General features: G+C 70.9%; 11 protein-coding genes. 2 read left to right on the top strand and 9 right to left on the bottom strand.

The window, feature by feature from the left end; genetic code table 11:
• Nucleotides 1-83: 83 nt before the first annotated feature.
• Complete coding sequence (locus E4N62_RS32720; protein WP_230220112.1) at nucleotides 84-1,124, bottom strand: PadR family transcriptional regulator; 1,041 nt, start codon at nucleotides 1,122-1,124, stop codon at nucleotides 84-86.
• Nucleotide 1,125: 1 nt separating this feature from the next.
• Nucleotides 1,126-2,061: a DUF4097 family beta strand repeat-containing protein gene (locus tag E4N62_RS32725; protein WP_230220114.1), complete on the bottom strand. Its 936-nt coding sequence runs from the start codon at nucleotides 2,059-2,061 to the stop codon at nucleotides 1,126-1,128.
• Between the two features lie 208 nt (nucleotides 2,062-2,269).
• Between E4N62_RS32725 and E4N62_RS32730 the strand changes: the two genes are divergently transcribed.
• Nucleotides 2,270-3,091: a hypothetical protein gene (locus E4N62_RS32730; RefSeq protein WP_230220116.1), complete on the top strand. Its 822-nt coding sequence runs from the start codon at nucleotides 2,270-2,272 to the stop codon at nucleotides 3,089-3,091.
• Between the two features lie 58 nt (nucleotides 3,092-3,149).
• On the opposite strand, the gene E4N62_RS32735 is transcribed toward E4N62_RS32730, so the two are convergent.
• From E4N62_RS32735 to E4N62_RS48235, 6 genes are all read right to left on the bottom strand, one after another.
• Nucleotides 3,150-3,332: a DUF6104 family protein gene (locus E4N62_RS32735; RefSeq protein ID WP_003961784.1), complete on the bottom strand. Its 183-nt coding sequence runs from the start codon at nucleotides 3,330-3,332 to the stop codon at nucleotides 3,150-3,152.
• A gap of 86 nt (nucleotides 3,333-3,418) precedes the next feature.
• Nucleotides 3,419-7,216, bottom strand: a complete 3,798-nt coding sequence (locus E4N62_RS32740) for a multifunctional oxoglutarate decarboxylase/oxoglutarate dehydrogenase thiamine pyrophosphate-binding subunit/dihydrolipoyllysine-residue succinyltransferase subunit (RefSeq protein WP_230220118.1) — start codon at nucleotides 7,214-7,216, stop codon at nucleotides 3,419-3,421.
• Nucleotides 7,217-7,976: 760 nt separating this feature from the next.
• Nucleotides 7,977-9,131 carry a cell wall metabolism sensor histidine kinase WalK gene (locus E4N62_RS32745; protein WP_230220120.1) on the bottom strand — a complete coding sequence of 385 codons (1,155 nt, stop codon included), beginning with the start codon at nucleotides 9,129-9,131 and terminating at the stop codon, nucleotides 7,977-7,979.
• 75 nt (nucleotides 9,132-9,206) lie between these two features.
• Entirely contained in the window at nucleotides 9,207-9,944 is a 738-nt protein-coding gene (locus E4N62_RS32750) for a response regulator transcription factor (protein ID WP_184899333.1), read from the bottom strand.
• Between the two features lie 131 nt (nucleotides 9,945-10,075).
• Entirely contained in the window at nucleotides 10,076-10,750 is a 675-nt protein-coding gene (locus tag E4N62_RS32755) for a spermidine synthase (RefSeq protein WP_230220121.1), read from the bottom strand.
• A 75-nt stretch (nucleotides 10,751-10,825) separates the two neighbouring features.
• Entirely contained in the window at nucleotides 10,826-12,304 is a 1,479-nt protein-coding gene (locus E4N62_RS48235) for a glycoside hydrolase family 3 N-terminal domain-containing protein (protein WP_308185946.1), read from the bottom strand.
• 502 nt (nucleotides 12,305-12,806) lie between these two features.
• On the opposite strand from E4N62_RS48235, the gene E4N62_RS32770 reads away from it, so the two are divergent.
• On the top strand, nucleotides 12,807-13,727 hold the full coding sequence (locus tag E4N62_RS32770; protein WP_230220123.1) for a rhomboid-like protein: 921 nt from the start codon (nucleotides 12,807-12,809) through the stop codon (nucleotides 13,725-13,727).
• On the opposite strand, the gene E4N62_RS32775 is transcribed toward E4N62_RS32770, so the two are convergent.
• Nucleotides 13,668-14,258: a GNAT family N-acetyltransferase gene (locus E4N62_RS32775; protein ID WP_230220125.1), complete on the bottom strand. Its 591-nt coding sequence runs from the start codon at nucleotides 14,256-14,258 to the stop codon at nucleotides 13,668-13,670. The genes E4N62_RS32770 and E4N62_RS32775 overlap by 60 nt on opposite strands.
• Nucleotides 14,259-14,326 lie beyond the last annotated feature (68 nt).

The raw sequence follows: 14,326 nt of genomic DNA on the forward strand, positions 1-14,326 counted from the left end.
CGTCGCCGGGGTGCGCGTTCGTCGTGGCTTGTCGCGCAGTTCCCCGCGCCCCCGGAGGGCGGGGCTGCGCCCCTGCCCTCCCTCTATCCCTTCGGTACTCGCAGGGCCGCCCCGATGCGTGCCGCCGCTGTCGACAGGTGGCGGCGGGCGTCGCGTAGTTGGTCCTCTGTCACGCCGTGGTCGCGGGCCGCGTCGCGGATGTCGTCCCGGAAGCGGTCCAGGAGCCGGTCGAGGTCGCGGGACGGATCGCCGGTGGGCGCCTCGTGCACCCAGGCGGGCTCGTAGTCGGCCGGGAAGTCCTCGGGAGTGGTCGAGTACTCGGCCTCCCCGGCGCCCGTGGTCGTCCCCGTCCGGCCGAAGCCGAAGTCCTTGCCGAACTCCTTGGCGAAGTCCTCCCCGAACTCGCCGAACTCCTTGACCAGCTCGGTCAGGCCCTCGCGCACGCCCGTCGGCCAGTCGCCCCGCGTGAAATGGTCCTGGACCTGGTCCTGGACGCGCTTGGCGATGCGCTGCAACTCCTCCTGGGCCTGGGTGCGGGCGCGCTCCTGGGCCTCCTTGGCCTGACGGCGGGCGCGCTGGGCCTCCTCCCGGGCCCGTCGGCTCTCGTCCTTCGCGCGGCGGGCCTGCTCCTTCCACTCCTGCTTGGCGCGGCGCATCTCCTCCTTCGCGGCCCGCCAGGACGCGTTGTCGGCGTACTCCCCGGACTCCCCGGGTGAACCGCTCTCCCCGCCCCCCTTGCGGGCCCCGGAGGCCGCCGCCCTCATCTCACGGCGCAGGTCGCCCGCAGCGCCCCGGACATCGGCCCTGATCTCGGCGGCCAGCTCCGCGACCGACTCGCGGATCTCCAGCTCCAGATCGGCCAACTCTCCGCTGCGGTCGGCCAGTTCGGCGCGGCCGGCGTCGGTGATCGCATACACCTTGCGGCCGCCCTCGGTGGTGTGGGTGACCAGGCCCTCGGCCTCCAGCTTGGCCAGGCGGGGGTAGACGGTGCCGGCCGAGGGTGCGTACAGGCCCTGGAAGCGTTCCTCCAGGAGTCGGATCACCTCGTAGCCGTGGCGCGGCGCCTCGTCCAGCAGCTTCAGCAGATACAGCCGCAGGCGGCCGTGGGCGAAGACGGGAGGCATCTCAGAGCACCTTCTTGTCGGTCGTGCGAGGGGCCGTGCCGCCGGTCGCGTCAGCAGTCGTGTCGGCAGTCGTCTCAGCGGTTGTGCCGTCAGGGGCGGGGGAGTCGAGGTCGTCCCACGGCTCGTCCTCCGCCGGTGGCCTGCGGAGGAGGGCGATGGAGCCCGAGACCGTCGTGGCCTTGAGGCGGCCGGTGCCCGGGCCGAGGCGGCCGGTGACCTTGTGGGCGCCCCAGAGGCCGCTGACGCGGAGGCCGTCGAAGGCGTTGGAGATGGTGCCGCTGGCCGTGTTGGCCTCCACCTCGGCGTCGGCGGGGTGGGGGAGGCGGATGGCGATCTCGCCGGAGACGCTGGTGAGGCCGATGTCGGCGGGGCCGCCGGTGGGGTCGAGGTCGAGGATGATGGCGCCGCTCACCGACTCGGCCTTCACCGTGGGGCAGGAGCCCTCTATGACGGTCAGGTCGCCGGAGACGGAACTGAGCCGTAGATCGCCCGTGAGGGCCTGCGCCTCCACGCTTCCCGAGACCGTCGTGGTGCGCACCGGCCCCGACAGGCCGACCAATGTCGTGTCACCCGAGACGCCCCTCACCTCCGTACGCCCGCCCAGCCCGGACACGACAGCCGTGGCACCCAGCACGCCGACCTCGACCCGAGTGCCCGTCGGGACGGCGAGCGACACCAGGGCGGTGCGACGCCGGACCTTGCGGTCGAGCCACGCCAGGAGGCCTTTCCGGGGCAGGTCGTCGTAGGCCACGGTCAAGGTGCCGCCCTTCTGCGTCACCGTGAGCGGTGGGCCCTCGATGTCGGACACCTCCAGGCGGGCGGAACCTTCGTCGGTGCCCATGACGTTCACCGTTCCGTTGACGACGCGTACGTGCAGTGCCGTCACCGGCTCGTCGAACGTGAGCTTGCGCGGCTCGGCGACGGACCACTCGGACATGGTGCTGACCTCCTCGACAGACCCCGGCTCAGACCCCGACTCGCGGCGGTGGACTCAGACGAAGACGCGCACTATCGCGTCTCATGTAATTCACGATATATCGTGGAGGGGGAAAGTCAAGACACCCGTTCTGGTGATCCTGTAGGGATATACCTGGGCAAATCGGCCTAGCGTGGAGGCATGTCGACGGAACGCTCCCAGGGATCCCGTGACCCCGGCCCGCCCCGCACCCGGCGCGCTCCTGCTCTGCCGGGCGGATCCCGACGCCGTCGCCCCCGTCGCCCAGCTGCTGCGCGAACGCATGCTGCTCGTCCCCGCCGGCCCGGAGTGGACCGCGCTGGTGCCGGAGGGAAAGCCCTGGTCGCACGGCGGGGAACTGGTGGACCGGGTTCTCACCGGCTGGGCGACGGCCCTCGCCGTCGGCGTCCCGTGGCCCGTACTGGCCCTGTGGTGGGACGCGGACCGCAGTGGCTACACCCTCGCCGCCGGATTCCGCCGCACCGTCGGCTACGTATGGCTCGCCAACGGCACCCCGGCCGGTGAGGGCGAGGCGATGCGCACCTTCGCCGCCCGCCTGGGCCTGGACCCGGTCCTGGACACACAGGCCCTGGACCGGCTCACCCAGCCCGACCCGGCCGCCGACGCCCGCGCCCGCCTGCTGGGTCTCCTCGCCGTCCTCGCCCGCGCCGGAGTGTCACTCCCGGCGGGCCTCACCCCGGGCGAACCCGCCGACCGGCTCCGTGAGGTCGCCCGCATCCAGCCCGGTGCCCAGCGCATCGAGTGGACGGGCTGGCGCGGGGCCGTCCGCACGGAACTCGACGCCCTCGAACGCGGCCGTCTGGGCCCGTGGCTGCCCTGGGCCGGCACCCCCAGAGCGCGCGCCCTGGCCACCGGCCAGCTCCTCGCGGGCCTCCCACTCACCGGCTGGGGCCTGCACCGCCGCAGCCCGGGCTGGCTCGTCGCCGGCGGTCTCCTGATCGCCCACGGCGCCCTCGGTCTGCTCTACGACCTGGCCCACCCGCGCGACTGAGCCCTGCCGCTACTGCCGGAGGGGACGACTACTCGTCCGCTCCTGTCGGTGGGGACGGCTACTCGTCCTCGTCCTCGTCGTCCAGCCGTGCCAGCCACGTCGCCAGCCGCTCCACGGGCACCTCGAAGTCCGGATTCAGATCCACGAACGTCCGCAGCTGCTCGGCGAGCCACTCGAACGTGACCTCCTCCTCGCCACGCCGCTTCTCCAGTTCCTCGATGCCACGGTCGGTGAAGTACATGGGTCAAGGATAAGTGCGGGAAACGGCCCGGGCCGCACCCCCTGAGGAGGGGGTGCGGCCCGGTGGCGTGCGGTCTTCGAGCGCTGTTACGCCTCGAACACCTCACGGACCAACTGCTCCTGCTCGGCCTGGTGGCGCTTGGCCGAGCCGACCGCCGGGGACGAGCCGTGCGGGCGGGAGATGCGGCGGAGCCGCTCACCGTGGGGGACGTCCGCGCCGACCGCGAGGTCGAGGTGGTCGATCAGGTTGAGGGCGATGAAGGGCCACGCGCCCTGGTTCGCCGGCTCCTCCTGGGCCCAGAGGTACTTCTCGGCGTTCGGGTACTTGTTGACCTCCGCCTGGACCTCGGCCCCGGGGAGGGGGTAGAGGCGCTCGATGCGGATGATCGCCGTGTCCGTGATGCCGCGCTTCTGACGCTCGGCCTCCAGGTCGTAGTAGACCTTGCCTGCGCAGAAGACGACCTTCTTGACCGCGTTCGGGTCGACCGAGCCGTCGCCGATGACCGGACGGAACTCGCCGCTCGTGAACTCCTCCGCCTTCGACGCGGCGGCCTTGAGGCGCAGCATCGACTTCGGGGTGAAGACGACCAGCGGCTTGTGGTGCGGGTTGTGCACCTGCCACCGCAGGAGGTGGAAGTAGTTCGACGGGGAGGTCGGCATGGCGACCGTCATGTTGTTCTGCGCGCACATCTGGAGGAAGCGCTCCGGGCGGGCGGACGAGTGATCCGGGCCCTGGCCCTCGTAGCCGTGCGGGAGGAGCAGGGTGACGCCGGACGTCTGGCCCCACTTCTGCTCCGCCGACGAGATGAACTCGTCCACGACCGTCTGGGCGCCGTTGACGAAGTCGCCGAACTGGGCCTCCCACATCACCAGGGACTCGGGGCGGGCCAGCGAGTAGCCGTACTCGAAGCCCATCGCCGCGTACTCGGAGAGCAGGGAGTTGTAGACGTTCAGCCGCGCCTGGTCCTCGGAGAGGTACATCAGCGGCGTGAACTCCTCGCCCGTCTCACGGTCGATGATCACCGCGTGACGCTGGCCGAAGGTGCCGCGCTGCGAGTCCTGGCCCGCGAGGCGGACCGGGGTGCCCTCCAGGAGGAGGGAGCCGACCGCGAGGGTCTCGCCCATGCCCCAGTCGATGGTGCCGTCCTCGACCATGGCCGCCCGGCGCTGGAGCTGCGGCAGCAGACGCGGGTGGGCGGTGATGTGGTCCGGGACGTTGACCTGGGACTCGGCGATGCGCTTGACGGTCTCCGCCGTGATCGCGGTGTTCACCGCGACCGGGAAGCCGTCCTGCGGGTCGTGGACCTCGGCGGACACCGACTGGGAGGTGGCCTCACGGACCTCGGTGAAGACCTTCTCCAGCTGGCCCTGGTAGTCCTGCAGCGCCTGCTCGGCCTCTTCCAGGGTGATGTCGCCACGACCGATCAGGGACTCGGTGTAGAGCTTGCGCACCGAGCGCTTCTTGTCGATCAGGTCGTACATCAGCGGCTGGGTGAAGGCCGGGTTGTCCGACTCGTTGTGACCGCGGCGGCGGTAGCAGATGAGGTCGATCACCACGTCCTTGTTGAACGCCTGGCGGAACTCGAACGCCAGCCGCGCGACGCGGACCACGGCCTCCGGGTCGTCGCCGTTCACGTGGAAGATCGGGGCCTCGATCATGCGGGCCACGTCCGTCGCGTACATGGAGGAACGCGAGGACTCGGGGGCCGCGGTGAAGCCGACCTGGTTGTTGATGACGATGTGGACCGTGCCGCCGGTGCGGTAGCCGCGCAGCTGCGACATGTTCAGGGTCTCGGCCACCACGCCCTGGCCCGCGAAGGCCGCGTCGCCGTGCAGGGCCACCGGCAGGACCGTGAAGTCCGTGCCGCCCTTGTTGATGATGTCCTGCTTGGCGCGGGCGACGCCCTCCAGGACCGGGTCCACGGCCTCCAGGTGCGAGGGGTTCGCGACCAGGGAGACCTTGATCTGCTCGCCGTCCAGGCCCGTGAAGGTGCCCTCGGCGCCCAGGTGGTACTTCACGTCGCCGGAGCCGTGCATCGACTTCGGGTCGAGGTTGCCCTCGAACTCCCGGAAGATCTGCGCGTACGACTTGCCGACGATGTTCGCGAGGACGTTCAGCCGGCCGCGGTGGGCCATGCCGATGACGACCTCGTCGAGGCGGGACTCCGCCGCCGAGTCGATGACCGCGTCCAGCAGCGGGATGACGGACTCGCCGCCCTCCAGGCTGAAGCGCTTCTGGCCGACGTACTTGGTCTGCAGGAAGGTCTCGAAGGCCTCCGCCGCGTTCAGCCGGCGCAGGATGCGCAGCTGCTCCTCGCGCTCCGGCTTGGTGTGCGGGCGCTCGATGCGGTCCTGGATCCAGCGGCGCTGCTTCGGGTCCTGGATGTGCATGAACTCGATGCCGGTCGTACGGCAGTACGAGTCGCGCAGGACGCCGAGGATGTCGCGGAGCTTCATCAGGGCCTTGCCCGAGAAGCCGCCGACCGCGAACTCGCGCTCCAGGTCCCACAGGGTGAGCCCGTGCTCGGTGATGTCCAGGTCGGGGTGCTTGCGCTGGCGGTACTCCAGCGGGTCGGTGTCGGCCATGACGTGGCCGCGGACCCGGTAGGAGTGGATCAGCTCGAAGACGCGGGCGGCCTTGGTGACGTCGTCGTCGTGCGAGGCGTCGATGTCCTTGAGCCAGCGGACCGGCTCGTAGGGGATGCGCAGGGCCTCGAAGATGTCGTCGTAGAAGCCGCCCTCGCCGAGAAGGTAGTTCGCGACGATCCGCAGGAACTCGCCGGAGGCGGCGCCCTGGATGACCCGGTGGTCGTACGTCGAGGTCAGGGTCATGACCTTCGAGATGCCCAGCTTGTTCAGGGTGTCCTGGGAGGTGCCCTGGAACTCGGCCGGGTAGTCCATGGAGCCGACGCCCATGATGACCGACTGGCCGGGCATCAGGCGCGGGACCGAGTGGACGGTGCCGAGACCGCCGGGGTTGGTCAGGGAGACCGTGACACCGGTGAAGTCGTCCATCGTCAGCTTGCCGTCACGGGCGCGGCGGACGATGTCCTCGTAGGCCTGCCAGAACTCGAAGAAGTTCAGCGTCTCGGCCTTCTTGATGCCCGCGACGACCAGCTGGCGGTCGCCGTTGGGCTTCACCAGGTCGATGGCGAGGCCGAAGTTGACGTGCGGCGGCTTGACGAGGGTGGGCTTCCCGTCCTTCTCCGCGTAGTGCCAGTTCATCGACGGCATCGTCTTGATGGCCTGCACCATCGCGTAGCCGATCAGGTGCGTGAAGGAGATCTTCCCGCCCCGGGCGCGCTTGAGGTGGTTGTTGATGACGATGCGGTTGTCGAACAGCAGCTTCACCGGGACCGCGCGCACGGACGTGGCCGTGGGCAGCTCCAGGGAGGCGTTCATGTTCTTCGCGACGGCGGCGGCGGGGCCGCGCAGCGTGATCAGCTCCGGGCCGCCGGCGGCGGCAGCGGCGGGCGAGGCCTGCTTCGCCGGGGCGGCTGCCGCGGGCTTGGCGGCGCGGGCGCGGCGGCCGCGGGCGCGGCTGCGCGCTTCGCGGGCCGGGGCCGCTGCCGCGGGCGTCGGGGCGGCGGGTGCGGCCTGGGCGGCGGGTGCGGCCTGGGCCGGGGCGGCGGGGGCCGCGGGTGTGGTGGTCGCTGCGGGCCCCGTGGCCGCAGAGCTCGCCGGAGCCGGGGCGGCAGCTGCGCCTGGCTTGTAGTCGGCGAAGAAGTCCCACCAGGCTCGGTCTACCGAATTCGGGTCCTGGAGGTACTGCTGATAGATCTCGTCGACGAGCCACTCGTTCGGACCGAAGGCCGCGGCGGGGTTCTTACCCGCTTGGTCTGCGTCGGTCGAGATGCTCGAGTTACTGGGGGACTGTGGCGACACGGCGGCAACCGCCCTCTTCCGCTTCACAAGGTGATGGACAGCGGGAATAAAGGCTACGCCCCCATGGCCGGGAAGGTCAGGTCGAGCCCACTCTTCGTCGCGTAAGTCACATTGGAATGCGTGTTTCGGGGGTGGAAATGGCGGGAAACAAGCGTGGTTCCGGTCTGGAATGGGTGTGGGGGCCATGGGTTGGGCATGCGTCGGGCGGGGCCTGCGGGGATGTGCACGCGGCCCTCTGCTCGAACGCACCTGATCACACGTGTCCGGCTGGGCGGATCTGCCATGGATCTTGTGGCTCCGGTTCGAACTTTACGTCAACTTGGGAGAGAAGTAAGCCCCGGGAGGATGAGCGAAATCTGGCAAGGGTGGGGGGATTCGGCCAGGCGCAATGTGGGTATCGGGGATTTTTCCGCCCCCGCCGCCCCTACCCGTCCCATCCTGTCCCTGGGGGCTGCGCCCCAGACCCCTGGGTGGGTGGGGGTGGGTGGGGATGGTGGGGCGAAGGGGATGCGTTGTCGGGTGCGGGTCCGGTGGGGCTTCTCGCGCAGTTCCCCGCGCCCCTGGAAGCCTGCGGCTTCTCGGGACGGTTGCTTCGCCTCTGGAAGCGTGTGGGGTCTTGGGCCGGTCGCCTCGCCTCTGGAAGCGTGTGGGGTCTTGGGCCGGTCGCCTCGCCTCTGGCGACATGCGGGGAGCTCGGGTTCGGGGGCTTCGTGGTGGGGAGGGTTCGGTTGCGGGGTGGGAGTTCCGGCGTGGCCGCGTTCTAGGTGTTTGCCGGGCTGTGTGATTTTGGGGGGAGGCCGGGGAGGATCACCTGGATTCGGCAGCCCTTCGGGGACTCTGCTACTCCGATTCGGCCGCCGTGGAGGTCGACCGCCCAGCGGGCGATGGCCAGGCCCAGGCCCGTGCCGCCGTCGCTGCCGGGGCCGTGGGGGGAGCTGACGGCGCCCCGGTTGAAGCGTTCGAAGACGCGGTGCCACTCGGATTCGGGGATGCCGGGGCCCTCGTCCAGGACTTCCAGATCGAGGGAGTCCGGGGTCGGCCCCCGGCGGGCCTTCACCGTCACGCGGCCGTGCGCCGGGCTGTGCTTGACCGCGTTGTCGATGAGATTCGCCACGACCTGGTGGATGCGCTCCGGGTCGGCGTTCGCGGTGAGCTCCGGCGGGTGCACGTCCAGGTGCAGGTGTACGTCCGTACGCGTGTGCTTGCCCGAGTCCGAGGCGACGCCACCACGGGCCGAGGAGACCATCTGGGCCTCCTTGAGGACACCCGAGAGGTACGGCCAGACCTCGAAGCGTCGACGGCGCAGCGGGACCACGCCGTTGTCCAGGCGGGACAGGTCCAGGAGGGTCTCCACGAGGCGACCCAGGCGCTCGGTCTGCTTCAGGGCCGTGCGCATCGTCTCCGGGTCGGCCTGGGTGACGCCGTCGACGATGTTCTCCAGGACCGCGCGCAGGCCGGCGATGGGCGTACGGAGCTCGTGGGAGACGTTCGCCACGAGCTCCTTGCGCTGGCGGTCCTGGGCCTCCAGCTCGTCCGCCATGAGATTGATCGTGTGGGCGAGGTCGCCCAGTTCGTCCCGGCGGTTCTCACTGACCCGGCGGGTGTAGTCGCCGCGCGAGATGGACCGGGCGACCGCGTTCATCTCGTCCAGCGGCGAGGTGAGCGAATGCGCCACGAACTGCGTTATCAGGAGTGTGGCGATCATCGAGAACACCGTGATGAAGCGGAGTTCCGTCTTGGTGTGCACCGCGATCATCGACAGACCGGTGGTGATCAGGACCGAGATGACGACGAGCGCGCCCAGCTTCGTCTTGATCGAGAAGGGGCGCACTCCGCCGAGCGGGCCCGCGCCCTTCCGCGACTGCGCGCCACCGAGCCCTCGGTTCCGGGACCTCGGGTCACCGACTCCGCTCATCACGCCACCAGCCCCTTGTGCCTACGTGCCTGCGTGCCTACGTGTGCCCTGCGCACACGGAACGGCGGGCACGGGTCAGGGAGTCGGGGTCTCCAGGGCGTACCCCACACCGTGCACCGTGCGGATCCGCTCCGCGCCGATCTTCCGCCGCAGCGCCTTGATGTGGCTGTCCACGGTCCGCGTCCCGGACGCGTCCGCCCAGTCCCACACCTCGGCGAGCAGCTGCTCGCGCGAGAGTACGGCACGCGGGGTGTTCGCGAGACATACGAGCAGGTCGAACTCGGTGGGCGTGAGGTGCACGTCCTCGCTGCGCACCCGCACACGGCGCTGCGCGTGGTCGATCTCCAGCTCACCGAGGCGCAGGATCCCCGAGCGCGGCGTGGTGGCGGCCAGCGCGGCCCGCTCCACCCGACGCAGCAGGACGTGCACGCGTGCGGCCAGCTCCCGCATGGAGAACGGCTTGGTCATGTAGTCGTCGGCGCCGACGCCGAGCCCGACCAGCATGTCCGTCTCGTCGTCCCGGGCGGTGAGCATCAGCACGGGGACGGGCCGCTGAGCCTGGACGCGCCTGCACACCTCCAGGCCGTCGAAGCCGGGCAGCATGATGTCGAGGATCAGCAGATCGGGCTGCCAGGCCTCCGCGGTGTCCACCGCGGCCGGTCCGTCGGACGCGGTCTGGACGACGAAACCCTCGGCGCGCAGGCGGGCCGCGATGGCGTCGACGATCGTCGCGTCGTCCTCGACCACGAGGACCCGGCGCTGCGCGCCCGGTGTCGCCGTGGTGTTGCTGTGGGTGGTGTGTGTCTGCTCCATCGCCCGCCCCTGTGTTGCTTTCCGGAATCCGTGGGGTGATCCCTTGACTACGCATGGCTGCGCATGACTGCGATTGACGCTTGAATGATCGGCGTCAGGCAAGCAGGGTACGGGCAGTCGCCGCACCAGGGCTATCCAGGTCGGACCGCGAGGTGCACCACGTCCGGAACTCCTCGGGCAACCGGGATCTCTTCGGTACGCACCTGTTGGAACCCGGCATTCCCCAAGGTTTCCTCGAATTCCGCAGATGGCCGCGCCGACCACACGGCAAGGATCCCACCTGGCCTCAACACCCTTGCGCAGCCTGCCAGTCCGTTCGGCGAGTAGAGGCTGTCGTTGCTCTCGGAGACGGTCCAGTCGGGCCCGTTGTCGATGTCCAGGCAGAGCGCGTCGAACGTGGCGGACGTCTCATCGAGGTACTTGACGAGATCGGCTTCCACGATCTCCGTACGGGGATCCGCGAGTGCCCCGGCGGACACCTCGGCCAGCGGACCGGAGCGGTGCCATGCGATGACGGAGGGTTCGCGTTCGACAACTGCGATCGGCCCCCAGCGCGGATCCGCGGCGGCGTGGGCGAGCGAGAAGCCGACGCCCAGACCGCCGATGAGCACACTTGGCCGAGAACGATCCGTCAGCGCGGCGAGAGCGGCGTCGACCAGCAGCCGCTCCGAGCGGCCGTCCGAGGTGTCCATCAGGAAGCACCCGTTGGCGATGATCTGCAACAGCTCTCCGTGCCGTCGCAGCACGACCTCGCCGTAGGGGCCCTCGTGACGGTCGATGACTACGGGTTCGTCGGTGATGGGCATCCGCCCATCCTTACGTGCTCCCTGGGCCGGGGCAGCCGAATTACGACGGCCCGGCGAGGCCCGGTGGGCCGGCTGTCAGAGCGTCAGGCCGTGGCCGTACGGGAAGAGCGGGGGCTCGGTGTCGTCGGGGGCCGCCCGGTGGGAGGGCTCGACGGTCGTCAGGGAGCGCGGTAGTTCGAAAGGCAGTCGGCCCTCCGCGCGGGCCCGGCCGAAGGCCACGTCGAGCAGGGCCGTGTCCGAGGCCCCGTAGTCGGCGACGAGTGCGGCGGCCTTCGCGGCGATCTCCGGGAGCGCGGCGGGCCGTTGCAGGTTGACGCAGACCAGGGTGGGCACCGCCGCCAGCAGCGCCAGGGTCTCCTCCAGCCGTTCCTCGTACGGCGTGCGCAGCCGCAGCACGGCCGCGTCCGCGTGGGCCGGGTCGGCCACGACGTTGCCGTACAGGGACGCCGTCTGCGCGCCCACTCCTTCGACGTACAGGTTCGGGCGGTCGGTGAGCGGAAGGAGGGAGTGGTTGGTCAGGACGGTGAGCGAGCGGCGCTGGGCGGCCTCGCCGAGAGCGGTGAACTCGCCGGCGCCGACGGTCTCCTCGGCGCGGTCCGGGTCGACGTACCGCCTCTCGAAGAGGCCGAGGACGAACTTCTCGCGTAGGAGGCGGCGGACGGAGGCGTCGATCCGTTCCTCGGCGATCCGGCCGGACCGGACCAGTTCGACGATCATCTCGGGGCACTGTTCGCCGTGGTCGCCGCCGAACTGGTCGGCGCCCGCGTCCAGGGCCTTCGCGGCGCGTTCGGCGACGGTGAGGTGGTCGAGGCCCCAGGCGCGGGTGCGGTGTGTGTCGCCGTCGGCGGGGGCGTCGGTGAGCAGGCCCCGGTCGGTGCGGACGACGCCGTCGAAGGCGACGCGGTCGAGGCCGTGGCGTTCGCGCGGCAGGCCGGTCAAGGCGTCCCGGTCCAGGCCGAAGCCGATCTCCGCAGCGCCGTCCGCACCGGTTCGTCGGCCGTGGTGCGGCATCATCATCTGCGAGCATCCGGCCTCGACGGCCGCCCGGACGGGCGCGAGGCGGTGGTCGTGCGTGCCGCCGGGACGGACCGGATCCCTGTCGTGCGCGAAGCGCGGTTCCCCGCCGTTCTGTTGCGGGCCGCCGGGGCAGTACGTGGCCACCGCGACGACGGAGCGCGGGCCGAGCCGGGGGCCCTGGAGGCCGCGTACGTACGCCCTGAACAGCGCGCTCGTGACGTCGGCGGGTGAGCCGCGATGGTTCGGCCGGTGGGCCCGGCCGGCCCGGTGGGGGCCGGTGGCGGGTCGATCCGGGGGTGCAGGGCCACGCGGAGGCCGAGGGTGAGGTACTCGCGGCGGACGGTGTCGCCGAACTTCTCCACCAGCTCCGGGTCGCCGATCGCCGCCAGGCCCAGTGGATCGGGCCAGGCCGAGAAGGCGGCGGCGCCGAAGAGGGCGCCCGCCCTGTCGGTGAACGAGTGGCGTGGGCCGGTGGACAGGGTCACCGGGATGCCCAGCCGGGTGTCGGCCGCGCGTGCCTGGAGGCGGTTGACCCATTCCGCCGTCTCCCGCGTCCCGTGCCGGCCGACGAGGTGGAAGTGGGTCAGATGGCTGTCCACGACCAGTTCCGTGGTGCCCTGCCGGAGGGACGGTCCGTCGCTCGCCTCGGCGAGTGTCCCGTCGCCGTTCATCGTCAGCGCCGAGTGGAAGAGCTGACCAGCCTTCTCCGCGAGGGTCATCCGGGCCAGCAGATCCTCCACCCGCTCGTCGACGGGGCGGCTCGGGTCACGGTACGGGGCTGTGGACATTCGGAGTTCCTTGTACGGGTGGCGGTTCGTCGCGCAGGCCCTTCAGGGAATCAGCGAAACCGGGCGCGGACCAGATAGGGGTCAAGTGGCCACTCTCACGCGGCAGATGGCTTGAAAGAACGGGTGATTGACTCGTGTAACCGCCGGTTCGCACGAGCGGGTCCGGGTCGTAGAACTGTCGGGCTTGCTGTGAATCGCCCTCCCCGTGGCGGGGATCACGGACAAGGGCGTACCGGGCCGTCGAAGGTGAGGTGAAACGGAAGGAGCGCCTCACCTTGGATGCCGGCGAGACTGTGGAGACCGCGGGGCCCATCCTCGACGGCATTCCGCGGCACCCGGCGGCGAGACCCGGGCGGGAGCCGGTGGCGTACGCGGTGACATCCGAGGCGTGTGCGGCGCGATCCGAGGCGTGCCCGGTCGAGCCCGGCGTGGGGCTCGGCGCGGAGCCCGGGACGCGTGCCGGGGCTGCGTCCGACCAGAGCCGGCGTACCCAGTTCCCGCGCCCCTGGCGGTTGCTCCCCACTCCCGTCGGCACGCCCTTCACCTTCTTCTACGCCACCGTCCTCGCACTGACCTCGTTGGTCGCCGCGTACGCCGACCCCGCCCTGGTGCGCGCCCTGCACCAGGGCTCCAGTACGGACGTGGCGCATCTGGCCCACTCCCCGGTGTCGGTCCTGGGCACGAGCGCGCTGTGGGTCGCGGGCGGGGTCGGCTCCGTGTACGTCTTCGCCTTCCTGCTGGTGCTGACCGCGCTGGAACGCCGCATCGGCGGGTGGCGCACGGCCGGTGTCTTCCTGCTGGGCCATGTCCTCGCCACCCTCGCGACGGAGGTCCCCGTGGGCCTCGCCGTCCTGGTCGGGCACCTCCCCGACAGCTCCCTCCACCGCCTCGACCACGGCATCAGCTTCGGGGTGGCGGCGAGCGCGGGCGCGTTGGCGGGACTGCTGCCGCCGTGGCTGCGGTGGCCGCTGCTGCTGGGCTTCGGCGGCATGCTGCTGGACGACCTGATCGCGTTCGCGGACCCGATGACCAACTGGGGGCATCTGCTGGCCCTGGCGATCGGGGTGGCGATGTGGCCGGTGGTACGGGAGTGGTGCGTGGTGCCGCGCCCGTCAGGGGCGGCCGGTGAACCTCGCGCTCGTCAGTGGGGCCGTCACCGTCCAGCCCAGTGACGCGTAGAGGGCTCGGCCGTCCGGTGTGCCGGCCAGTACTCCCGTCTCCGCGCCCTGTTCGAGGGCGGCCTGGGCGAGGGTGTCCATGACGAACGTGCCGAGGCCGCGGCGGCGGTGGGCCGGGGACGTCTCAATCTGGTCGGCGACCGCCGTCGCTCCGGTCGGGACGATCTGACCGCGGGCCGCCAGGGAACCGTCCGGCGCCGCGACCATCACCCGGATCACGCCGCCGCGCGACCAGGTGCGCAGCCGGTAGCCGTCGGGCAGGGAGACCATCGGGGTCTCGCGGGGCCTCAGTCGTACGGTCATCAGAAAGCCGGGGTCGGGGTCGATCCACCATCCCTCGCCGAGCCAGGGGCCCACCGTCGACGCGTCCGTGAAGACCTTGAGCCAGGTGCCGGCCCCGGTGACGGCGTCGGCGACCTTCCGGACCGTCTTCTCCTCCACCTCCTCGTTCGCCGCCGAGAGGACGTGGCGGGTGACGTGGTGGGCCAGGCCCATGTCGATCGTGAAGCCCCAGGGCTCGACCACCGGCGGCGCCGCTCCCCGGGACACGACCCACCCGTCGACCCATGCCCGCACTGTTCGGTCTGTTCGGT

Origin of the sequence: Streptomyces sp. MNU76 (genome assembly GCF_020982545.1) — a bacterium.
In the GTDB taxonomy this organism is placed as follows: domain Bacteria; phylum Actinomycetota; class Actinomycetes; order Streptomycetales; family Streptomycetaceae; genus Streptomyces.

Bases quoted from the DNA above. Each gene is read 5' to 3' on its own strand.
- E4N62_RS32720 (WP_230220112.1), bottom strand. From the start codon at position 1,124: ATGCCTCCCGTCTTCGCCCACGGCCGCCTGCGGCTGTATCTGCTGAAG.
- E4N62_RS32725 (WP_230220114.1), bottom strand. From the start codon at position 2,061: ATGTCCGAGTGGTCCGTCGCCGAGCCGCGCAAGCTCACGTTCGACGAG.
- E4N62_RS32735 (WP_003961784.1), bottom strand. From the start codon at position 3,332: ATGTACTTCACCGACCGTGGCATCGAGGAACTGGAGAAGCGGCGTGGC.
- E4N62_RS32745 (WP_230220120.1), bottom strand. From the start codon at position 9,131: ATGAGCGGAGTCGGTGACCCGAGGTCCCGGAACCGAGGGCTCGGTGGC.
- E4N62_RS32750 (WP_184899333.1), bottom strand. From the start codon at position 9,944: ATGGAGCAGACACACACCACCCACAGCAACACCACGGCGACACCGGGC.
- E4N62_RS32755 (WP_230220121.1), bottom strand. From the start codon at position 10,750: ATGCCCATCACCGACGAACCCGTAGTCATCGACCGTCACGAGGGCCCC.
- E4N62_RS48235 (WP_308185946.1), bottom strand. From the start codon at position 12,304: ATGGGTCAACCGCCTCCAGGCACGCGCGGCCGACACCCGGCTGGGCAT.